Raw genomic sequence first — 21,749 nt, forward strand, 5'->3', positions numbered from 1 at the left:
GATTAATCCTTCTTCTCTTTTTCGTCTTTGTCATCTTTTTTCAACTCAGTTTTAATGTCATGCATGATATCACGACGCACTTTGGCTGAACTCTTCTTACGCTTATACACCTCTAAACGAGAAGGAATGATTTGACGCGGGTAATGGTTATTTTCAATGTCGACATCGGCAGTTTCCCAGCGAGGGTCAACCACAATAGACTTTAACGGCTTGTCTTTGTCTGTGATGATTAACTTGCTCACTTTATTCGGGCTACGACGCCAAATCTCAGCCGGTAGCATACGCTCTTCCGTCGAACCGTCTTGATACGTCAGTTCAAGAATGATTGGCATTACCAAGCCACCTAGGTTGCTGAACTCCATGACATAATAGTTTTTGTCTTCTTCAACTGCTCTATCAAGGGCTTTACGCTCCCAAGGCTTAAGCTTTTTCAAGAAGCTCTGATACGCATTTCGCTCTTTGTTAGTCACAGTAAAGCGGTCATTGTCATCGTAGAAATCAGTTACGTCTTTGTTTTTATCAATCCAAAGCTCTTTGCCTTCTTCTTGGTTACGCTTGTTGAACAATGACATAGGTTTGCTCTGTTCGAACTCACGTAAACGTGCATAATCAATGTCAGGGTTCTTAGTATCAATACGTAATTGATAAACTTTGTCTAGCGAGATATCAACATGATCTGTGGTGTAGAACCAGCCACGCCAGAACCAGTCTAAATCGACACCAGATGCTTCTTCCATGGTTCTAAAGAAATCAGCTGGAGTTGGGCGTTTGTATTTCCAGCGCTGTGCATACTCTTTAAACGCGAAGTCGAATAGTTCACGCCCTAAAATCACTTCTCGAAGAATATTCAGTGCCGCTGCAGGTTTGGTATAAGCGTTCGGACCTAGATTCAATACGCTGTCTGACTGCGTCATAATCGGCACTTGGTTTTGAGACTTCATATAAGGCACGATGTCACGCGGCTCTACGCCCCAAGGAATGTTTGGATCCCATTCACGGCCAGCGACACCATCTAAGAAGCTGTTAAGACCTTCATCCATCCAAGTCCATTGACGCTCATCTGAGTTAACGATCATTGGGAAGTAAATATGACCAATTTCGTGGATCACAACGCCAATTAAGAAACGCTTCTCAGCTTGTGAGTAAGTGCGTGAGCCATCATCTCTTAGTTCTGTACGCGGACCATTGAAGGTGATCATTGGGTATTCCATACCGCCTACAGGACCGTTTACTGACTGTGCAACTGGATATGGGTAATCAAATGAGAAGCGCGAGTACACTTCCATGGTGTGGATCACAGACTCAGTTGAGTATTTTTTCCAAAGATCACCGCCCTCTTTCGGGAAGAAAGACATCGCCATAACAAGTGGCTGCTCTTTACCACCTTGTTGATAGCCTTTGGCATCCCACATAAACTTACGAGAGGATGCCCAAGCAAAATCGCGTACATTCTCAGCTTCGAAATGCCAAGTTTTGGTTTTGTCTGTGCCTGCTTTTTCGTTTTCAATCGCTTCTTCTTCAGTCACAACAAACACAGGGCGTTTTGCAGTTTCTGCTTCTTTTAAACGCTTTAATTGTGTTTTTGTCAGTACCTTTTTGGCGTTTTTCAGTTCACCTGTCGATGAAACAATGTGGTCTGCAGGTACGGTGATCTCTACATCATAATCACCAAATTCCAGTGTAAACTCACCACGACCTAAAAACGCTTTATTTGTCCAAGCTTCATAGTCAGTAAAAGCGGTAAGACGCGGGAACCACTGCGCCAGTAAGAAAATATCGTTGCCATCTTCTTCGAAGTGTTCATAACCCGAACGCGCGCCAACGGCATCCTCTTCAACAATGTTAAAGGCAAAATCAAGGCTAAACTCTGTCGACTTGCCTGGCTTTAATGGCTCGTTTAAATCGATACGCATCATAGTATCGACAATCGTAACTTTTAGTGGCTTACCGTCTTCGTCTTTGACATCACTGATCACAAAACCCAGTTCAGTGTCGTCCATAAACTGTTGGCGACGAAGTTGGTTTAAGCTGATTTTTGCTGGTTTTGCTGCAGGATTACTTTGCAGGCTATTTTTAAATGTAGCGCTTCGCTCAGCAAGTGAGTCTTGCTTAAAAATATTTTGGTCTAATTGCATCCAAAGATATTTTAGCGTGTAAGGTGAATTGTTTTTGTATTCGATACTTTGTTCAGCGGTTAAACGGCGCTGTTTTTCGTCTAATACAACATCAATGTCGTAATCGACTTTTTGTTGCCAGTAACGTTCACCGGGCTCACCTGCAGCGTTACGATAGACGTTTGGGGTTGGCAGTACTTCGTCTAGTTGACGAAATTTATCGACAAAGTTGCCTTTGGTTTGCTCAACAGCACTGGCGACCGCAAGGCTTGATGCCATAAGCGGTATACACAGTGACAAGGCACTGGTTATTTTTTTCATTATGTTTTCCTAGCTACCCAAGATATGGTTGTTCAGCACTTATCTATTCTTTGTAAGTTTGTGAACGAGAGAATGTTTTGCACTTTAATCGTTGCATAACAAATTGAGCGTCGCAAAAGCATCAAGAAAATGCAATTAAATTGAGATAAAGTAACATTTTAATGTCTTTTAGTGACTTTTTGCGCAGTTTGTTCCACTAAAGTACAAGTTCGAAATTCATCGATATCAACGAAAATATAGGTAGAAAACAACAGCAGCTAATTCATCTTACGTTTATTTTGGTGGTTTATGCTGAGTATTAACAAATTTGATCAAAAAACCTTAGTTTGACTGTTGATATTTACTGCGAATTATTTTTAAATTCGCGCTCTTTGATTTTTGAGCAAATAGTTACGTTAAAAAGTTGGCGTTAGTTTTGCTCTGTATAGTGTACCCGTTTACAGTAAAATGTGGTGAGCAATATGGATTTCTACATCCTGAAAAAGCAAGACAAGCTGGTGGCTATTCCGGCTGATGAACAAAATTGCAAACAGTATTTAGAAGATGGCTACTTTTATGTTGATAAAGTTGCCGCTTGTAATGAAAAGTCCGCACTTGAAGTTTTGCAGAATAAGCAAACGAAAGTGTTTAAAACTCCAGTTTTGTTATTTTTACTGGCACTGCCTGTTGTCGCCTTTATTTGGTGGCAAATTACCCGTTAAACAAATACTTAAAGCAGTGTTATAGTAGCGCTTCAATGCGAAAGGGAGCGCTACATGAAAGTATTGCACACTTCTGATTGGCACTTAGGTCAACAGTTTTACGAACATCACCGTGTTCAAGAGCATCAGCATTTTCTTGATTGGTTGGTGACAACATTACAACAACAGGCGATTGATTTATTGCTTGTTAGCGGTGATATCTACCATACAGCAACGCCTCCCTCATCTGCTGAGCAACAACTTTACCAATTTATAAAGCAAGCCAAACAAGCTTGTCCTGAATTACACATTGTCATTATTGCTGGAAATCATGACTCAGCGAATCGTATTGAAACCGCAAAACCACTTTTAAAACAATTTGATACGCATGTTATTGGCCGATATGACAAAGCTGCCCCCGAGGCTTGCTTGGTGAATATTGAAACGGGAAAAGGTAAGGCGCAAGTGGTTGCTATGCCCTTTTTACGCCCTGCCGATGTCACGCTCGATACACAAAATGATAAAGCCTATCAGCAAGGTGTGGCGCAGGCTTACCAGTCTGTGGTTGAACTGTGTGAAGAGAACACCGCCCCTATTATTGTTATGGGACACCTGCATGCCAAAGGTGGCACCATTAGCGAAGATTCAGAAAGAAACATTAGTATCGGCGGTTTTGATGCCGTAACAGCAGAAGTATTTACCGATAAGGCCGATTATGTTGCACTCGGACATCTTCATAAAGCCCAAGTGGTAGCAAAATGCGACGCAAAGCGATATTGCGGCACGCCGATGCCAATGTCATTTTCTGAAAAAAATTATCAACACCAAGTGCTCGTATGTGAATTTAATGGAAAAGCATGCGTGAGCGTAAACCCCCTTTACACACCAAGACTTAGAGAGCTGATTGTACTTCCTGAAAAAGGAGGGGCAGACATTGATACACTGTGTAATGAAATCGAACAGCTAGATTTAAAGTCGTACGAAGCAAGCCCTTATCTTCGCTTACGACTTAATGCCAGCGAGACCGATAGCCAGTTTAGGGAGAAGATATCATTAAGCCTAAAAGGCAAAGACATTTTGTTTTGTGGTATTGAACGCGTTCAAGATGTGCAAAAGCATGACGATGAAGTGATTTTTCAAGATTTAGGTCAAGTCGAAAAATTAAATCCACTCGATTTGCTGGATATGGTTTTTAAGCAGCAGGTCGATTCAGAGCAAACTTTGCCAGAAAATTTAGCAGACTGCTTAGCTGAAGTGTTAAGTGCCATGGAAGAGGAACAAAACGCGTGAAATTACTTAAAATAGCAATCACAAATTTAGCTTCTATTACCCGGGCAGATATTGATTTTGAAAAGGCGCCTTTAGAGCAAGCTGGATTATTTGCAATTACTGGTGACACAGGTGCAGGTAAAAGTACTTTATTAGATGCCATTTGTTTAGCGCTTTATGCAAAAACAGCTCGTCTAAAAAATGATTTAAAGAATACTGTGTCGTTCAATGGTGACGACATTAAGTTAAACGACCCAAGAAACTTACTCCGTAGAGGCTGTGCTGAAGGCTCTGCTGAGGTGACTTTTTTAGGCCAAGATGGTGAGCGTTATTTAGCAAAATGGTCAGTTGCAAGAGCGCGTAAAAAAGTCTCAGGTAAACTAAAGACACATGAGCACGAGATTATTCGCCTCAGTGACGAAACCTTGTTGGCCCATAAAAGCGCGGCGGTTAAAGCGGTCGAGCAATTAATCGGTCTTAGCTTTGAGCAATTTACGCGTACAGTATTACTCGCTCAGCATGAGTTTGCCGCATTCTTAAAAGCCAGTAGCGATGAACGCGCACAACTTTTAGAGTGTTTAACTGCGACCGATAAATTTAGTCGTATTGGTCAGCTGATTTTTGAAAAACATAAAGAAAAAAAAGCAGAACTCGAGCGATTAAAAGATAGCTTAAGTGCCTATGTGTTATTAACTGATGAGCAACTTGAGCAATTAACCCTTGATGCAAACACGCACAAGCAGCAGTTAGATGAATTAAGAGCACAACAAGCTCAGTACAAGTCATCATTGCAATGGCTTACAGAGTCAGCCCAATTGCGAACTCAATTAGTGCAAACAGAGCAGGCTATTCAAGAAACAGAAGCTAAACTGACAGAAAAAGGACACGCCTATAATGAAGCAGAGCAAGCACAAGCGGCTTTTGAGATTGCCGATAATCGCCAGCAATGGGCGGTGACAAAAAATAATTTAAGTACACTAGAATTAAAACAAAGCGAGCTCAAAACAAAAGACTTTACCGCGCAAATACAGCAAGCAGAAGATATTTCGAATAAAGCGTCTGATGCGCTACAACAAACTGAAGTCTATGTGACAGAGCAACAAAAAGTTCTGATTGAGGTCAGGCAATTTGATACGAAAATCGCGAATGCTGATTCAGTATTACAGCAAGTCTTAAAGCAACAAAGTGAGCTTGAGCAACAGCAAACTAAGCTTTCAGTAGAACAGCAAAATACCAATACGAATTTACAGCAAGTACAGCAACAAAGTAACAAATTAGAGTCGCTATTAACTACCAATAGCAGCTTACAAAGTACAGTGGAAAACTGGTCACATCTCAAAGGTTTGCTAGACGAGATTATAGATAAGCAACTTCAATCTCACAGTGTGAACGTTGTATTACAAAATGCACAAAAGCAACATCATGAAAATATTCAACAAGCTGAGCCACTTAAGTCTGGGTTATTGCAATTACAATCACAGTTGGAATTGGGACAATCGTCAATTGATGTACTCCAAAAACAAATTGAACAGTTAAACATCGATGATTTGCAATCAACGACTCAGCGGCTGCAACATGTTATTGGTTTGATGCAAAATATTTCAGATATCAGTGCGGAGCAGTTGCAACATCAATCAGCCATGGCAAGCAACTTTCAAAAGAAGCAAGCCATTGAAGTGCAAATGGCAGATACCGAGCGGCAAAAAGAGTTGAGCAAGCAGCGAGTAAATGTCACGCGAGACAGCTTAACGCAAGTGCAACTTCGTGCCAGCGAAAGTATTAGTGCATTACGTGCTGAACTAAAGCCTGGTCATGAATGTATGGTGTGTGGTTCAAAAGAGCATCCCTATGCTGTTGATCATATTGATAGCCATTGGACGAATTTACTCAATGACTTTGCAATGCAGAACCAACAGGCAGAGCAAGCTTATGAGCAAGCTATGCAAAGAAGTCGTACTCATCTCGCAGAGTTTGAAAAAGTGAACGCAAGATATCAAGAAAGCAAACTGCAAAACCAGCGTTTAGTTAGCAAGATATCAGAGCTACAAGGACAGCTTGAACAATTTATAGAGTACCAAGGGTGGTCGTTGCAACAGTGTTTAGATCACCAACAAATACTTGTTCAGCAACAACAACACTATTCAGCTATTCAGTCGCAATTACAAAAAGCTTGGCAATTACAACAAGAAAAACAAAAGTTGTTCGAGCAACAACAAACGCAACTAAATGCCATAACGCAGCAAGAAACTGAGCTTTCTCATCAGATTGAACAACAGCAAAATACCCTCACTCAACTTTCACAAGGACTGAGCCGAGCAGAGCAACAGGCAAGAGGTTATTATGCTGATGAAACATGGTGGGAACAGTTTGAAAAAGCGCCAAAAGATGCATTGTTTTCTTTAACAAAAACGGTTGATGATTTTAAAAATAATAGAGAAAAACTTGCTCAGCTTCAGAAGTCACAACAAACATTAACCTTGCAGTTAAATCATTTGCAAGAATCAGCAATAAATGTTTCTCAGCAGTTGAAGGAGGTTAGTAATACAGTTGAGAAAGCGCGCTCAGAGAAGTTGAGCTTTGAGCAAGCAAGGTTTGAGCGTTTACCACAAGAGATCAGCGCTGATGAATGGCAAGAAAAGTGTCAAACACAATTAAAAGCAAGGCAACATGATTTAAATACTTGTTCTGAACAATTGAAGCACATTTTGCAGGCTGAAAAAGATAAACAAAAAGATCTGATTTCTCTAAATAAACAGATCGAGATTTTACTAACTCAAAAAGCCGCTCTAGAGTCGCGGTTTGAACAATGGCTCAATGAAAAGTCGCAAATTTTTGCTGACTTGAATGAAGAAAGAGTCACTTACTTACTCAGGCTTTCAAAAGCAGATATTCAGCAAACCTTGTCTGAGTTTAAGCAGTTATCACACGGCAAAGTAGAGTTATCAGGCAAGTTAAGTCATTTGAAAGAGAGCTTGCATACGCATTTAGCGAAAGCGCTGACAGAGCTAACAGAGCATCAAATTAATGAGCAGTTAGTAATTTTAGAATCTCAGTTTCAACAAACGCAACAATCCTGGCTGGGGGTGAATACGCAACTTGAACAACATCACAATAATGTTGAAAAACTTGCAACTGAGCAGCAAAAGCTCAATTCATTTCAAGCTAAGTATGAACATTGGCACTTGCTCGATAAATTACTTGGCGATGCCACGGGAAAAAAGCTGCGCAATATAGCACAAACACAGACCTTAAAAATCTTACTTCAATATGCAAACCAGCATTTAGCGAGTCTGTCAAAGCGATATCGCCTGGCTGTGATTGGCCACTCTTTGAATATTGCCATTATTGATAAAGACATGGCCGATGAGCAACGCTCAGTAAATACGCTTTCCGGTGGAGAGTCTTTCTTAGTTTCCTTGGCTTTGGCTTTAGGGTTGGCTTCACTGTCTTCAAACAAAGTAAATATAGGTTCGCTATTCATTGATGAAGGTTTTGGCACGTTAGACCCCGAAACTTTAAGTGTGGCGCTAGATGCTTTAGATGCCCTACAAGCACAGGGTCGAAAAGTGGGTGTCATCTCACACGTAAGTGAAATGTCAGAACGCGTTGCCACACAAGTCCAAGTAAAAAAGCAGCCTGGTGGCTATTCGAACGTATTAATAAAAGGTACTTAATATGCCTGAGTTTAAAGGTGAGCAAGCCACTCATTATAATGAAAGGATCACTCGGCTCGTACCCGGCTACGAGCTACTGCATGGTTTGACGGCTGCACAATTAAAAGTGCTGTTTCCTGATGAAGCGACAATCTTGATTGTGGGAGCAGGCACGGGTAAAGAGGTTATAGAATTAGCTAAGCTCAATTCTAACTGGTCTTTTATTGCGCAAGATATTTCAGCAGATATGCTCGCTATCGCAGATCAAAGTTTTACTAACATGGGCCTAAGCCATAGGGTAAAAATACAATGTGGTGAGTTAACCTCCCTAACTGAACGCGCTGATTGTGCGCTTTGTTTGCTAGTTCTACACTTTTTAGAAGATAACGGCGAAAAGAAAACGCTTTTAAATCAGATTAATAGTGCTTTAAAACCTAATGCGCCTTTATTTCTTGTTGACCTAATGAAGCCAGAGACCCAGTTTGAACGAGAGGCGCAGTTAGTATTTTGTCGTACTCTGGGTTTAACTGAAATTGGCCAGACTCGCATGCGGCACAACTTAGAACATGAGTTTTACCCACTTGATCGAATGCGTTTAAGTGAGCTACTCGATGAATGTGGTTTCAACGTCCCCCACCCTTTCTTTAAGGCGCTTGGTTTCACTGGAGTAAGTTGTAATAAGCGCACTTAGTTTTAAGTGCTCGTGCGCTCTAACTCAGCTAAGAGCCCTACTAGCCTAGTTATCTTAATATTACTTAGTTGCCTGTAGTCTAAATACGGGCAGATCACTAAATTACTAACTTTATCAATTGCGAACTCCTCATCTAACCACACTAAAGAGTTAGTAAAAATATGATCTTGGAGTAATTTCTTGGCATATGTTCTGCCTGCAATAACATGAAATTTATAATTTTTTTCAGAGAAATTTGGTGGACTAAAGAGCAGTGCTTCTTGGCTATGCCCTTGTAGCAGTACTTTATCTCGGTAGTCTTGCCAACGCTTAAAGTTAGTAAAATGATGATCTCTGTGTTGCCACTCAGCCAAAATTTTTGCATAAACGTTGAAAACTTTGCGCCATCCATTACCACATGCTTGGTTTATAATATCAATCTCACCTGTACTAAGTGATTGTACTGATTGAAGATTATGGTATTCAGACATACTAGGTGGATTTTCAACATAGATTGCGATTAAGCCCTCTTCTGCTCCTAATCCCTGAGTTAATAATTTCATGATCTGTGTTGTGCTAGCAGGCTATCAAGGGCATTGGCGAATGTTTGCTTGTCGGTACTGTTTAATTTGGCAGGTCCTCCTGACATTTCTACACCACTGCTTCGCATAGTATCCATAAAATCCCGCATATTAAGGATTTGTTTAATGTTGTTCTCAGTAAACTTTTCGCCTCTTGGGCTCAATGCAAAAGCGCCCTCTTCTAGTACTTCTGCTGCAAGAGGAATATCAGAAGTGATAACCAAATCATTCTTTTTAACTCTTTTTACAATCTCATTATCAGCAATATCAAAGCCTTTGCTCACTTGGAGCAAGTTCACATATTGTGTGACAGGGACGCGCATACTATGATTTGCGACCAGTGTCGTGTGTGTTTTTGTACGCTCAGCAGCGCGGAAAAGGATTTCTTTGATAACAGCTGGACATGCGTCCGCATCGACCCAAATATGCATAAATAGACTCTGAGTTAGTAAAAATCTGGTGTGAGAGACGATGATACCAATAAAACCTAAATCAGCAAGTGTAAACCCCCTTTACACTTAGATTGAATATAGCTTATGAGGCTCAGTGTCATCGTATTTTCATAGAAGCTCTTAAAGTAGCGAAATATTTTTTGCCCCAAAAGAGCGTTGAGATCATATTTTTACTAACTAAAAAGACGTTAAGCTTAATGGGATTTTCTAAAGATCAGATTTTTACCAACTGGTTTTATCACAGATCATTATTTTACTTACTGATATCCCCTTTATTAATTCTCAGATCATATTTTTACTAACTAAATTTGTTTTTAATTTCTTAATTAAGTCTTCTAGATCATGTTTTTACTAACTTGATGACCTCTTAGTTTTCGAAAGATCATAATTTTACTAACTTACTTAGTAAAATTATGATCCAAAAAGAGTTATTAATACCCAAATACTAATAACTTTTCTTTATACAAGGGGTTTTTTCAATAAGAGGCGTATAGCTAACGCTTAAGTTGATAAAATCATGATCTTGAAGGTCGAATAAAATAGTAGATTGTAATAATTAGGATTAATGAACTTAGATTGGTATGGGGAAAAATGAAGGCATTAAGTAATAACAGGCTTCTAGCTCATAGAGTTGTTTTTTAGCATAATTTATTGCCCTTAATTCAGGTTCACTTAGTAAAATAACGATCTGAATATGAACTATTTGTATGAGAATATGAATTTAATTGACCAAATTACTGCGTGTCGCCTTTGCGACGAGGTACTCCCCTTCGGTGCTCGACCAGTCATTCAAGCCTCTCCGGTTGCTAAAATTTTGATCTCAGGGCAAGCCCCCAGTTTGAAAGTTCATCAAACTGGAAAGTTATTCAATGATCAAAGTGGCGAAACTCTCAGAGATTGGCTGGGAGTAACCGAAGCACAGTTTTATGATCCTGACTTGTTTGCCATTGTACCAATGGCATTTTGCTATCCAGGTAAAGGAAAAAGTGGTGATCTAGCCCCACCTAAAATATGTGCACAAACTTGGCAGCAGCCACTTCAAGCTTATTTTAAGCAGATACATTTACACATACTGGTAGGTCAGTATTCACAGCGATATTATTGTAAGAATTATAAGTCTGTAACACAGCAAGTTCAGCAATGGCCCTCTATGCTACCTAGACGCATTGCTTTGCCTCATCCTAGCCCGAGAAACCAGCCATGGCGTGCAAAAAACACTTGGTTTGAACAAGAGCTTGTTCCCAGGTTAAGAACGAATATACAAAAGTTAATCGATAGTTAAAGTTATTTTAACGTAAAGGCGTTGTTTTTTTAGATAAGTCAATACATACTTACCGTGCATTACACATGATTACAAATATTAACAAGTACATTCTCAAGGATAGAATATGCTCAACAAGGTTACTGGCTGGTGTGCTGTTTTATTGTCACTTATGGCCTTTTATCCAAGTAATATGACAGGTGGTTTGTCGTGTATTGGTTTCTATATAAGCTTGTTCGCAATGTTTATCGGAGCCTATGCAAGCAGTTTTGGCAAATATATCTATTTTATTTTGGTTTTTCTTTTTTCTCTGATCAATATTTTCGTTATCAATGATGGAACGAATGTATTTTTGTTCTCACAGCAAAATGACTGGGTTTATGTGTTATCTATGTACGGTATTTTTGCAGTTGTGAGTGTCGTTTGTTTTGGTCTGCTTAGAAAAGAGACATTATTAGCACAGCTTGACGCTGTAAATTAATTAAAAGTTGGCTGGTTTACTGGCCAACTTTCTATATCTTCGGTACCTATTCCCCCTCCCCTACTTGGTGTTTTTGCGACTTCGTGTTAGCTTTTGGCAAATTTATTTTTTAAGAGATAATAATCATGCCTAAGGCGAGTGAAATAAAAAAACATAATGCCATTGATTACAACGGTCGCGTAATGATTGTCCGCGACATTGAGCGCTCTGTACCTCAGGGTCGCGCTGGCGGTAGTTTATATCGTATGCGTATGTACGATGTTGTAACAGGCGGCAAAGTTGACGAAACGTTCAAAGCTGAAGAAATGTTAAATCTTGCTGATTTAGTACGTCGCCCGGTTATGCTGTCTTATATCGACGGCGAAGAACACGTATTTATGGACGAAGAAGATTACACTCCATATAACATCAATACGTCTTCAATTGCTGAACAAGTGCTATTTATCAACGAAGAAACGAAGGGCTTACAGGCCGTTTTAGTTGAGGGCTCGCCGGTTTCTATTGACCTACCGTCAAGCGTAGAGTTAGTTATTGAAGACACTTCACCTTCAATTAAAGGTGCTTCTGCAAGTGCACGCACAAAGCCTGCAACTCTAACGACAGGCTTAATTGTTCAAGTACCAGAACATATTTCTACAGGTGATAAAATCAAAATTAACACTGATGAGAAAAAGTTCATGGGTCGTGCAGACAGCTAAGCTCTTCGGCTGCGGCTTTTCTTAACCGCAGCTAATACTCCCTCTCTTTGTTTTAACAAAACTTTAACCTTTGTTTTTTTCCTGATAAACTCCGTACCTATTTTTTTGTCTTCTTTAGTGACATAAAATAAATATTTTCATTCTCTTTTTTGCTACGGATTAGCGAGGGTTTTTAATGAGTTATATTCCAGATACCAGTGCACAGGACTCACAAGTCGTCACGCCTAAAAATACCAAAAAGCGCGTTATTTATGCCGCTTCATTATTTGCATTTTTAATATTTTGTTATGCTTTTATTATTCCTCTAGTTGAAGGTTGGGTTGGAGGTAAATCAGCGATTTCTCTCGATAAGCTTAAACTGGCACAAGTCACACAGGGCGATTTTATCCGAGACTTTTCTGTACAAGGTAAAGTGATAGCAGCCCGTCGCCCTGTTCTATACAGCCCTGCACAAGGAACGGTTACCTATTTAGTGGATGCGGGCGATCGTGTAGAGATGGGTCAAGCGCTAGCGCAAGTAGAAAGCCCTGAGCTTCAGAGCTTGTTTGATCAAGAAAATACTCAACTCTCAAGGCTGAGAACGCAACTAGCGAGAGAAAAAATCCAGGCTAAACATATCCAGTTGCAGCAAGAAAACCGCATTGGCCAAGCAAGAGTTGCACTTAACGCCGCGAAACGAGAAATGCGCCGTTCTGAAGAAGCAAAAAAAAATCAAATCATCAGTGATATCGATTTTCAAAAAGCCAAAGATGATCTTGAAAATGCACTGCGCGAGTTTGAACATGTGAATAAAGAAGTGGCGCTACTAAAAGAAAGTCAGCAATTTGAAATTCAAACCTATGAATTTGAATTCAATGCACAAAAGGTAAAAGTCGCTGAATTACAAAGGCAAGTGTTAGGCCTTGAAGTACGTTCTCCGGTTGCTGGTTTGGTAGGCAATTTAAATCTAGAACAAAAGAATACAGTCAGTAAAAACCAGCCATTAATGAGTGTCGTTGACCTCAGCGAATATGAAGTCGAAGTGTTAATTCCAGAAACTTATGCCGATGATTTAGCCCTAGGCATAGAAGCCGAAATCAATTTTAACGAGCAAAGCTTCATGGGAAATCTAGTTGCCATGTCTCCTGAAATAACCAAGGGGAGTGTGCAAGGTAAGGTGAGATTCACGGGCACAGCGCCCGATAATTTAAGACAGAATCAGCGGCTCACTACACGTTTGATATTAGAACAAAGATCACAAGTAAATTATCTGCCAAGAGGTCGATTTTTACAAAACTATGATGGTATGCACATCTATGTACTACGCGATAACGAAGCGGTAAAAGTACCAGCAAAGCTCGGTACGAAAAGTTTGTCTAAAGTCGAGGTGATTTCAGGTCTCGCGCTTGGCGATACTGTGATTATTTCTGACTATCGAGTATTTGAAAAGGCTGCAAGCGTTAAAATCCTTCAATAAAATATATTTATTAAGTTTGCTTAGCGGGGTAGCAACTTATCTCATCGTTTTGGAAGAATGAAAAATAAGGAAAGGAAATGTTGAAAATGACTGGGCTTGCAAAAGCCTATATAACTTCTGATATTAAAACACAGGCGCTTCAGCCATTTGATTTGGCTATAGGGCTGGGAGAATTTGTTTCAGTCATCGGTCCTTCAGGTTCGGGTAAAACCACTTTTCTGAATATTGCTGGGCTACTCGAAAACCATAGTAATGGCGTATACGAGCTCGATGGACAAGATGTTTCAAAGATGTCTGATAAACAAAAATCAGCGTATAGAAATGAAAAAATTGGCTTTGTTTTCCAGAGCTTTAATCTGATCCCTGAACTTAATTTATACGACAACATTGATATGCCTCTGCGCTATCGAAAATTTAATGCGAAAGAGCGTGATGAGCGCATCATGAAAGCATTAGAACAAGTAGGTCTTGCTGGTCGCAAAAACCATTATCCAACACAATTATCGGGTGGTCAGCAGCAGCGTGTTGCAATTGCCCGTGCGATTGCAGGTTCGCCAAGTGTTATTTTTGCCGATGAACCTACAGGTAATTTAGACTCAAAAATGGCTCAAGGTATTATGACATTGCTGCAAGACATTAATGCGTCAGGCACTACGATTATTATGGTGACTCATGATAATGAACAAGCACAGCTTGCGCAGCGAATTGTGCAAATAAAAGATGGTGTGCTCAGTGAAGAGTCGCCTGTTTTGACTCAAGCTATCGCTTAAGGGGTCATGATGTTTTCATATTATGTGAAATTAGCGCTGATCAGCTTAAAGCGAACGCCATTACTCAGTTTTTTAATGGTAATGTTGATAGCTATGGGGATTGGCGCAACAATGACGACCTATACCGTCAACTATATGATGAGCCAAGACCCCATACCCTCAAAAAGCGATAACTTATACTCAGTGCAAATTGATAGTAGAGGTGATGGCGTAGATTATAGTTACCTTGATACTATCCCACCAGAAATGACTTATCAGGATGCAATGAGCATCCTCAAATCTGATATTCCTAAATATCAAGCTGTGATTAGTGCAATCCGTACTACCGTAAAAAATCCAGCAAAGCATGACACTGCAGTAACAAGAGAAGTACGTACAACCAGTGCTGACTTTTTTCCTATGCTTGAAGTGCCATTTTTATATGGTAGAGGCTGGGATGAAACTGCGGATAACAACGCAGAGCTAGTCGTTGTATTGACTAAACAAGCGAATATGCGTTTTTTTGGTGGAGAAAACTCAGTTGGCCAAACACTGCAATTAGGCGAGGATTTATATCAAGTGGTGGGCGTGCTTGATGATTGGTTAATAGTTCCAAAGTTCTATGGCCAAAATAATGCTATGTATTCACAACCATTCGATATTTTCATGCCATTTAGCGCACAAATAAGCAAAGAAATTTTTACCACCTCACTCATTAATATTACGTGTTGGAAGCCTGCTGAAGATGAAAGTACAGCTGCTTTTCTCGCTTCGGAATGTTCTTGGATAAAAATTTGGGCTGAGCTAGAAAATGATGAAAAAAAGCAGCAATTCCAACTATTTTTAGATAACTATGCGCAACAGCAGCAAGCACAAGGGCGCTTTGCTAACCGCATTTTGAATAAACTTGTATCTGTTAAACAATATCTTAACGAAGAAAAGATTGTCCCTGAAGATAGCAAAATAGCAGTGTCGCTTGCCGCATTATTTTTGATTGTTTGCTTACTTAATTGCATGGGGCTGATGATGGCGAAATTCCATGGTAAAGCCGGAGAAGCAGGATTGCGCCGAGCTGTCGGGGCGAGTCGACAACATTTAATTGCTCAATTTTCAGTGGAACTAGCGGTTGTAGGCTTTATTGGGGGCGTTTTAGGTCTGCTTTTAGCACAACTTGGCTTAGTTGCTATGACGAATTTATACAGTCACTTGCATAGTTCGCTAATGCAAATGAATGCCCTGATTGTGGTTATTACTTTGGCTTTAGCTGTAGTGATCAGCTGCATTTTTGGTTTGATACCGATTCTAAAAGCCAGCCGAATTCAACTTTCAAGTCAGCTAAAAAGCTTATAGGAGTTAATTATGAGAGATTTAGCCCCGATAATTAAAGCTTTATTTAAAGAGAAACTGGTACCTTTTCTGCTGATTTTACAGATAGCAGTCACTTTTATGGTGATGGTGAATGCTGTAAATATGATCAGTGAGCGCGAGAAGTTGATGTCTAGGCCCACTGGTGTTGATGAAGAAAATGCTTTTTATGTTTTGACTAATTTGCAGGGACCTGCTGAGAATTATATCGCAAACTTGAGCCATGATTTGGCAAGCTTACGCGCAATTGAGGGGGTTGAAGCGGTCTCTCCTTTAAACGGTGTACCTCTAGGGTTATGGGGTAATTATACTTCTGTTTATCCTAACTTAGATACAGAGTACCCAATTGATGTGGCAGGATATTATGGTTCTGATGAGCATATTGTTGAAAACTTAGGCCTTACATTAATTGCTGGAGACAACCTGACTTTAAGCGATACTACGATTACCGCTAATGGTGGTCATAATATTTCTTCTAATATTTTAATTACCAAAGCCTTTGCTGAGTTAGTGAGCCCCGAAGATTGGCGTCAAGCTGTAGGGCAGACTGTTTATACATCTAATACACCTCAGCGCATTAAAGGGATAGTAGAGGCTATGCAAGGTGCTTGGCCACGGTGGTATGGTGTAAATGGTTCAATTATTTATCCCGTTATCGAAGTAAATAATACAATTCGTTATTTTGTGCGGGCAGAGCCAGGCCAACTTGATAATATAATGGAAGAGGTCAATAAAGTACTTCTAAACACACCCGGACGCGTCATTGAAAAAATGCTGACGATGGAAGAGGTGAGGTTAAGGGCGTATAAAGATGATAATGCAAGTAGCAAGCTACTTATATCAGTCTGTATTGGATTGTTACTTGCAACAAGCTTAGGTATTTACGGGCAAGCTCGATTTTCGGTTAATCGTCGTAAAAGGCAGATTGGCACGCGCAGAGCATTAGGGGCTAGTAAAGGGCAGGTAATGCGATTCTTTATGCTTGAAAATGCTGTGGTGAGTGTTACGGGGCTTGTTATTGGCTTTATTGCTGCATTATCCCTAAGCGAACAATTTGTTCAACATTTTGGTTTAACACCTGTACCGTTGCCGTATTTATTATCGGGTATGGCTGCATTGTTTGTGTTAGGTCAGTTATCAGTGAGTTATCCTGCACTGCAAGCGTCAAGAGTGGAACCTGCTATCGCAACGCGCAGTGCTTAAATACTTTCGCTTAATTGAAAAAGCCAGATCATATTTTTACTAGGTAAAATTTTGATCTGGCTTTTTTGTGTCTGAACAGTTATTTCAGCATCTCCTTATCGATCAATTGCTTAATCTCTTTCACTAAGGCAATACTGGCTTCGTTATCACCGTGAACACATAAGGTATCTGCTCTTAGTGCGAGCGTGCTTCCTGAGCCCGTGGTGACTGTGCCTTGAGTCAATAACTGCTCGACTTGTGCCATCAAAGCAGGCTTGTTATGCACTGCATTCGGCTCAGTTCTAGGAGTTAAGCGCCCTTCGTTGGTATATAAGCGATCCGCAAAAGCTTCAAACAACAATGGTAGGTTATATTTTTCAGCCATGGCCAAGTGCGCAGTTTGCTCGTTGGTCGCCAGTAGCATTAACTTTAGCGGTTTGGCATAGCTACTCACTGCCTGCATGACAGTTTCTAAAATGCCGTTATCGGCCATCATATCGTTATAAAGGGCTCCATGTGGTTTTACATAACTAATTGATAAACCATGTACTTGTGCCATACCGTCAAGGGCTGCAATTTGATAATGCAAACAATTTACTAACTCATCATGACTGAGCTTCATAGAGCGACGACCAAAGCCTTGCTTGTCGGGGTAGCTTGGGTGAGCACCAATTTGCACATTATGCTTTTTAGCAAGCGTGAGGGTTTGAGCCATCACATCAGGGTCACCAGCGTGAAAGCCACAAGCAATATTTGCCAAATCAATTACTTGCATGGCGTGGCTATCTAATCCCATTTGCCATGCGCCAAAGCTTTCGCCTAAATCGCAATTTAATAACATGTTTGCTTCCTTTAAATACTGACAGGGAGTTGGCCTTCAGGCTTTTCTAAACCCAAAATCACTTTTGCTAGCGCAGTAAACGCAGGACCAGAGATCATATTTTTACTAACTACATCGACATTGTAGGCATAACTGGCCAAAACCGCTTGTGCGTATGACACATAAGTCGGTATCTCATAGGGCGCGCGCAGGCTAATAAATAGCGTTGGCTTTCCAGCAAGCTTTGCCTGCTTAAGCAGCGCTAATAGTGCTTTTGGCTGTTCATTACGTTTGAGCTTAAAACTGTCAAGGGCCTTTACATCATCCATACCACCAATCTCAACAGCACTTTGTTGTGGGTTGGCATGGGCGGCTATGATCAGGTCTGAGTTAGTAATATTTTGATCTGCTTGTTTTGGATCGAATCCTTGTAAGCTGCTACACGTGATGTTTAATTCTTGCTTGCTTAAAGAGAGTAAAGCTTGCTCAAGAGCATGGCATTTTTGCGTGTCAGGCATGACCAAATGGATGCGCTTATGTTTAGCTTGAATAGGCAATAGATCTTGGTTTTTCACTTGAGTGATGGCGGCAACAGCGAGTTCACTTTCAAGTTGTCGGTGACTCGGGTTCCCTAATGTTGCTTTAGCAATGGCGGCAGAGCGGGGCGCTTGGTCTGCCAAAAATTGTTGTTTGAGTGAAATGATACGCTGTGCCGATTGTGCTATTTCAGTTTTATTTAGCTCACCTAAAGCAACAGCCGCGTTCAGCGCACTCATTAGTTCATCAAGCTTTTTAATATCGTCAGGAGTACGAATGGCAATCGGCATTAGGGCTATATCAACCCCAGCTTTAAAGGTTTCAATCACTGCGGATGTTGGGGTAAAAAAGTGGCTGATCCCCGCCATATCGAGTGCATCGGTCACCGTCACACCTTGGTAGTTCAGCTTTTCTCGTAGCAAGTCGTGCATAATTTTTCGCGACAATGTAGCCGGTTTAATCATGGCTTCGCCTTGTTTGTTCACAAAGGTGCTGTTATCAAGTACGGGATATTGAATATGCGCCGTCATGATCATACCAGGCGCGTGCTTATCAATAATGTATTTAAAAGGTGCAAGCTCAACCTGTTCAATGCGTTGTAAATCGTGTTTAACAAGCGGCAAACCAGTGTGGCTATCGACCGAGGTATCACCGTGACCCGGAAAATGCTTAAGCGCTGAAACGACGTTTTGCGCTTCAAATGCTTCAACTTGTGCTGCACCCATTTTTGCTACTTCGAGTGGGTTCTCTGAGAAAGAACGAACGTTGATCACCGGATTATCCGCGTTGTTATTCACATCAACGGTTGGCGCAAAGTTTACATTAATGCCAAGGCTGTTTAGCTCTTTACCAATGGCGGTGGCCACTACACTGGCATAGTGCGTACCGTGCTTTTGGTAAGTTGCCCCTATGCTCATATTACCTGTGAACGAAGTCGCCTCAGCACGGTTGATACGAGCTACACGGCCACCTTCTTGGTCAATAGAAATAAACAAGGGTTGAGGATGTTTAGCTTGCTGAGCAGCCGTTTGTAAGTCATTGGTGAGCTTTACGATTTGTGTAGTATCTGGCACGTTTTCGGCGAATAAGATCACGCCACCAATGTGGTGTTTAGCAATCAAATCTGCAAGTGCTTTGGGCAACTCGGTCATACCTTGTCTACAGGCTTTTGACCTGCCGCTATCGCAGTAATAACGAAAATCTAGCATCAACTTTTGACCAAGTTGTGCTTCTAAAGGTAGTTCAGAGGCATGATTGAGCGATTTCGCTGCACCGCTGGCACTGATTGTCATGGCGATCACCATCCCGATATGTTTTAAAAATTGCGTCACAGGCTACCTAAATTATCTGGCCTTAAACTGAATGAGCTAATTTAGCATTTGCAGCACGGAATTAATAACCTACGTCGATAAAAACATGACACTTGTCATATCAATCAATGACAAACCTCACTGAAAACGTTTCATGCCTTTAGCCATACTAAACCCATCAAAGTTAATCTCGCACTGAGGAATTGGTTATGGAAAGCATCATGTGGGCAGTATTAGGTATGGCATATTGCTTAATCGCAGTCGCATTAAGCACTTATAAATACAATCGAGGTAAGCCATTTTATAGTAAATCAAGAAACACCGAGGTGAACTATGACTAATTCAGTAGTGGTTTCGGTTAACAACTTACACCATAGCTATGGTGACAAATCCGTCCTTAAAGGTTTAGATTTATCATTAAAAGCAGGCCGAGTTTACGGATTTTTAGGTGCCAATGGTGCAGGTAAAACAACGTTAATTAACTTGCTACTAGGCCGATTAAAAGCGTCACAAGGTAGCGTTGAAATACTGGGTAATAGAGCGGGTTCTGCTGCTGCGAAAGCTAAAGTAGGCGCTATGCTACAAATCGGCAGTTTACCTGCGAATTTGACTGTACTTGAACAACTCAATTTATTCGCGAGCTACTATCAGTCTCCAATGCCTGTCTCTAAAGCGCTGCGTTTGAGTGACTTAAATGCCCATGAAAATTCACCATTTAGCAAATTATCAGGTGGCCTAAAGCAACGTTTGTTGTTTGCCATTGCCATTATTGGCGACCCACAACTGGTATTTTTAGATGAGCCTAGCTTGGCAATGGACGTAAATGCCCGTCAACAAATGTGGCAAACCATTCGACAATTAAAAGCACAGGGTAAAACGGTGGTTTTAACCACGCATTATATGGAAGAAGCTGAAGTCCTAAGCGATGAGTTATTCATTTTAAATGAGGGAAAGATCATCGCACAGGGCTCGCCAAGTGAGTTAAGTCACAATATGCAGTTAAGTGAAGTGAGTTTTGCTTGCGAACTGAATGAGTCAGAACTCTCGGCTTTATTACCTGAGTGGTCGTGGCAAGTGAATGAGGGGAAGGCTGCAACCCGCTGTAAAGCACCAAACGCAATGTTAAAGCAAGCATTTGTAAATGGGCTTAGCTGCGATTTACTCAGCGTTAAACCTTCATCGTTAGAGCAAACCTTTCTTTCACTGACAGAAACCGCTGAACACGAAGACAAAACACCAGTAAATTCAGCATCAGAAAAATCTGCCAAGGAGCAAGCAGCATGAGTAGCATAAGTTTATATAGTCTCAAACAAGAAGCGTGGTGCGACTCTAAAAGTGTATTTAGAAACTTAGGCTTTGTGATCCCGACCTTAGCGTTTCCATGTGCCTTTTACTTGTTTTTTGGAGTCGCTATGGGAGATGAAAAAACCAGTAGCTATTTGCTAATAAACTACATTATTTTTGGAGTGATGGGCCCCGCTTTATTCAATTTCGGGGTTAATGTCGCAACTGATAGAGAGCAAGGTCTATTGGCGTTGAAACAACTATCGCCTATGCCTGCTAGTCAGTACTTAATGGGTAAAACCTTTACGGCTTTGTTGTTTTCGACGCTGATATTTATTCTTCTTTCTACTTTTGCTGTGTTATTCTCAGGCGTGAGTATGTCGCTACTTAAGTGGGGGCAGGTCTATGCGTTAGCGCTGTTAGGTACTTTACCATTTTGCATGCTTGGCCTAGTGATGGGCTTAAGTTTTTCAGCAAAATCGGCCCCTGCGCTTGTAAATCTAATTTACTTACCCATTTCGATGCTGTCAGGTTTATGGCTACCAATTACTATGTTTCCTGAAGCACTACAGTGGTTTGCTTGGGTATTGCCAAGTTATCATTTATCTCAGTTAGGTCTGAGCATTTTAGAGATGCACCAAGGCTTTAACTTAGCGTGGCATTTATTAGGCGTTGCATTATTTACATTGCCGTGTGGATATCTAGCTACAAAAAAGTACAACTCCATGAAATAAAATCATATTGTAACGCCCCTTTACAGAGAGGGGCTTTACCTCTGGGCTTCATTCCTTTACTCTTAACCTGTTGTTAATTATTTCTTAAAAAACATGAAGTTTAGTTTTCAGATTTTCCAGTTCGATTGTGAA

Annotated in this window: 19 protein-coding genes; 14 read left to right on the forward strand and 5 right to left on the reverse strand. The window is 40.7% G+C overall.

What is annotated here, in order from left to right:
• Positions 1-2: 2 nt before the first annotated feature.
• Positions 3-2,435 carry a M1 family metallopeptidase gene (locus PP2015_RS17520; RefSeq protein ID WP_058031727.1) on the reverse strand — a complete coding sequence of 811 codons (2,433 nt, stop codon included), beginning with the start codon at positions 2,433-2,435 and terminating at the stop codon, positions 3-5.
• Positions 2,436-2,896: 461 nt separating this feature from the next.
• Between PP2015_RS17520 and PP2015_RS17525 the strand changes: the two genes are divergently transcribed.
• From PP2015_RS17525 to PP2015_RS17540, 4 genes are read left to right on the forward strand one after another with little or no spacing between them, the layout of a single operon-like run.
• Positions 2,897-3,136, forward strand: coding sequence for a hypothetical protein (locus tag PP2015_RS17525; protein ID WP_058031728.1), 240 nt, complete (start codon positions 2,897-2,899; stop codon positions 3,134-3,136).
• A gap of 54 nt (positions 3,137-3,190) precedes the next feature.
• Positions 3,191-4,405, forward strand: coding sequence for an exonuclease SbcCD subunit D C-terminal domain-containing protein (locus PP2015_RS17530; protein ID WP_058031729.1), 1,215 nt, complete (start codon positions 3,191-3,193; stop codon positions 4,403-4,405).
• Positions 4,402-8,058, forward strand: coding sequence for an SbcC/MukB-like Walker B domain-containing protein (locus PP2015_RS17535; RefSeq protein WP_058031730.1), 3,657 nt, complete (start codon positions 4,402-4,404; stop codon positions 8,056-8,058). The genes PP2015_RS17530 and PP2015_RS17535 overlap by 4 nt, the downstream gene beginning before the upstream one ends.
• Before the next feature lies 1 nt (position 8,059).
• Positions 8,060-8,728: a class I SAM-dependent methyltransferase gene (locus PP2015_RS17540; RefSeq protein WP_058031731.1), complete on the forward strand. Its 669-nt coding sequence runs from the start codon at positions 8,060-8,062 to the stop codon at positions 8,726-8,728.
• Positions 8,729-8,730: 2 nt separating this feature from the next.
• Here the strand turns inward: PP2015_RS17540 and PP2015_RS17545 are convergent, their stop codons facing one another.
• Together PP2015_RS17545 and PP2015_RS17550 are read right to left on the reverse strand one after the other, a co-directional pair.
• On the reverse strand, positions 8,731-9,270 hold the full coding sequence (locus tag PP2015_RS17545) for a DUF6942 family protein (RefSeq protein WP_058031732.1): 540 nt from the start codon (positions 9,268-9,270) through the stop codon (positions 8,731-8,733).
• A complete protein-coding gene (locus tag PP2015_RS17550; protein ID WP_058031733.1) occupies positions 9,267-9,719 on the reverse strand; it encodes a YaiI/YqxD family protein in 453 nt (150 codons plus the stop codon). Before PP2015_RS17550 ends, PP2015_RS17545 begins: the two co-directional genes overlap by 4 nt.
• 715 nt (positions 9,720-10,434) lie before the next feature.
• Here PP2015_RS17550 and PP2015_RS17555 point away from each other — a divergent pair.
• From PP2015_RS17555 to PP2015_RS17585, 7 genes are all read left to right on the forward strand, one after another.
• Positions 10,435-11,022 carry a uracil-DNA glycosylase family protein gene (locus PP2015_RS17555; protein ID WP_237113213.1) on the forward strand — a complete coding sequence of 196 codons (588 nt, stop codon included), beginning with the start codon at positions 10,435-10,437 and terminating at the stop codon, positions 11,020-11,022.
• 106 nt (positions 11,023-11,128) lie between these two features.
• Positions 11,129-11,482 (forward strand): hypothetical protein, encoded by a 354-nt coding sequence (locus PP2015_RS17560; protein ID WP_058031735.1) that lies wholly within the window; start codon positions 11,129-11,131, stop codon positions 11,480-11,482.
• A 125-nt stretch (positions 11,483-11,607) separates the two neighbouring features.
• Positions 11,608-12,180: an elongation factor P-like protein EfpL gene (efpL, locus tag PP2015_RS17565; protein ID WP_058031736.1), complete on the forward strand. Its 573-nt coding sequence runs from the start codon at positions 11,608-11,610 to the stop codon at positions 12,178-12,180.
• A gap of 175 nt (positions 12,181-12,355) precedes the next feature.
• Complete coding sequence (locus PP2015_RS17570; RefSeq protein WP_058031737.1) at positions 12,356-13,636, forward strand: efflux RND transporter periplasmic adaptor subunit; 1,281 nt, start codon at positions 12,356-12,358, stop codon at positions 13,634-13,636.
• 77 nt (positions 13,637-13,713) lie between these two features.
• A complete protein-coding gene (locus tag PP2015_RS17575) occupies positions 13,714-14,406 on the forward strand; it encodes an ABC transporter ATP-binding protein (RefSeq protein ID WP_058031738.1) in 693 nt (230 codons plus the stop codon).
• 6 nt (positions 14,407-14,412) lie between these two features.
• The gene (locus PP2015_RS17580; RefSeq protein WP_227009269.1) at positions 14,413-15,735 is read left to right on the forward strand and encodes an ABC transporter permease; all 1,323 of its coding nucleotides are present in this window, start codon (positions 14,413-14,415) and stop codon (positions 15,733-15,735) included.
• Positions 15,736-15,744: 9 nt separating this feature from the next.
• Positions 15,745-16,953, forward strand: a complete 1,209-nt coding sequence (locus tag PP2015_RS17585) for an ABC transporter permease (RefSeq protein ID WP_058031740.1) — start codon at positions 15,745-15,747, stop codon at positions 16,951-16,953.
• Between the two features lie 79 nt (positions 16,954-17,032).
• On the opposite strand, the gene PP2015_RS17590 is transcribed toward PP2015_RS17585, so the two are convergent.
• Both PP2015_RS17590 and PP2015_RS17595 read right to left on the reverse strand, forming a co-directional pair.
• Positions 17,033-17,773 (reverse strand): 5-oxoprolinase subunit PxpA, encoded by a 741-nt coding sequence (locus tag PP2015_RS17590; RefSeq protein ID WP_058031741.1) that lies wholly within the window; start codon positions 17,771-17,773, stop codon positions 17,033-17,035.
• An 11-nt stretch (positions 17,774-17,784) separates the two neighbouring features.
• Positions 17,785-19,581: a glycoside hydrolase family 3 protein gene (locus PP2015_RS17595; RefSeq protein ID WP_058032540.1), complete on the reverse strand. Its 1,797-nt coding sequence runs from the start codon at positions 19,579-19,581 to the stop codon at positions 17,785-17,787.
• 227 nt (positions 19,582-19,808) lie between these two features.
• Between PP2015_RS17595 and PP2015_RS22135 the strand changes: the two genes are divergently transcribed.
• From PP2015_RS22135 to PP2015_RS17605, 3 genes are read left to right on the forward strand one after another with little or no spacing between them, the layout of a single operon-like run.
• Positions 19,809-19,940 (forward strand): hypothetical protein, encoded by a 132-nt coding sequence (locus tag PP2015_RS22135; RefSeq protein WP_257720525.1) that lies wholly within the window; start codon positions 19,809-19,811, stop codon positions 19,938-19,940.
• Positions 19,933-20,883: an ABC transporter ATP-binding protein gene (locus PP2015_RS17600; protein ID WP_058031742.1), complete on the forward strand. Its 951-nt coding sequence runs from the start codon at positions 19,933-19,935 to the stop codon at positions 20,881-20,883. Before PP2015_RS22135 ends, PP2015_RS17600 begins: the two co-directional genes overlap by 8 nt.
• Entirely contained in the window at positions 20,880-21,617 is a 738-nt protein-coding gene (locus tag PP2015_RS17605; RefSeq protein ID WP_058031743.1) for an ABC transporter permease, read from the forward strand. The genes PP2015_RS17600 and PP2015_RS17605 overlap by 4 nt, the downstream gene beginning before the upstream one ends.
• Positions 21,618-21,749: the final 132 nt, after the last annotated feature.

Source organism: Pseudoalteromonas phenolica, from assembly GCF_001444405.1.
GTDB classification, from domain to species: Bacteria; Pseudomonadota; Gammaproteobacteria; order Enterobacterales; family Alteromonadaceae; genus Pseudoalteromonas; species Pseudoalteromonas phenolica.

Coding starts and splice junctions, on each gene's coding strand:
- PP2015_RS17520 (WP_058031727.1), bottom strand. CDS start 2,435: ATGAAAAAAATAACCAGTGCCTTGTCACTGTGTATACCGCTTATGGCA.
- PP2015_RS17525 (WP_058031728.1), top strand. CDS start 2,897: ATGGATTTCTACATCCTGAAAAAGCAAGACAAGCTGGTGGCTATTCCG.
- PP2015_RS17530 (WP_058031729.1), top strand. CDS start 3,191: ATGAAAGTATTGCACACTTCTGATTGGCACTTAGGTCAACAGTTTTAC.
- PP2015_RS17540 (WP_058031731.1), top strand. CDS start 8,060: ATGCCTGAGTTTAAAGGTGAGCAAGCCACTCATTATAATGAAAGGATC.
- PP2015_RS17545 (WP_058031732.1), bottom strand. CDS start 9,270: ATGAAATTATTAACTCAGGGATTAGGAGCAGAAGAGGGCTTAATCGCA.
- PP2015_RS17550 (WP_058031733.1), bottom strand. CDS start 9,719: ATGCATATTTGGGTCGATGCGGACGCATGTCCAGCTGTTATCAAAGAA.
- PP2015_RS17555 (WP_237113213.1), top strand. CDS start 10,435: ATGAACTATTTGTATGAGAATATGAATTTAATTGACCAAATTACTGCG.
- PP2015_RS17560 (WP_058031735.1), top strand. CDS start 11,129: ATGCTCAACAAGGTTACTGGCTGGTGTGCTGTTTTATTGTCACTTATG.
- efpL (WP_058031736.1), top strand. CDS start 11,608: ATGCCTAAGGCGAGTGAAATAAAAAAACATAATGCCATTGATTACAAC.
- PP2015_RS17570 (WP_058031737.1), top strand. CDS start 12,356: ATGAGTTATATTCCAGATACCAGTGCACAGGACTCACAAGTCGTCACG.
- PP2015_RS17575 (WP_058031738.1), top strand. CDS start 13,714: ATGTTGAAAATGACTGGGCTTGCAAAAGCCTATATAACTTCTGATATT.
- PP2015_RS17580 (WP_227009269.1), top strand. CDS start 14,413: ATGATGTTTTCATATTATGTGAAATTAGCGCTGATCAGCTTAAAGCGA.
- PP2015_RS17585 (WP_058031740.1), top strand. CDS start 15,745: ATGAGAGATTTAGCCCCGATAATTAAAGCTTTATTTAAAGAGAAACTG.
- PP2015_RS17590 (WP_058031741.1), bottom strand. CDS start 17,773: ATGTTATTAAATTGCGATTTAGGCGAAAGCTTTGGCGCATGGCAAATG.
- PP2015_RS17595 (WP_058032540.1), bottom strand. CDS start 19,581: ATGACAATCAGTGCCAGCGGTGCAGCGAAATCGCTCAATCATGCCTCT.
- PP2015_RS22135 (WP_257720525.1), top strand. CDS start 19,809: ATGGAAAGCATCATGTGGGCAGTATTAGGTATGGCATATTGCTTAATC.
- PP2015_RS17600 (WP_058031742.1), top strand. CDS start 19,933: ATGACTAATTCAGTAGTGGTTTCGGTTAACAACTTACACCATAGCTAT.
- PP2015_RS17605 (WP_058031743.1), top strand. CDS start 20,880: ATGAGTAGCATAAGTTTATATAGTCTCAAACAAGAAGCGTGGTGCGAC.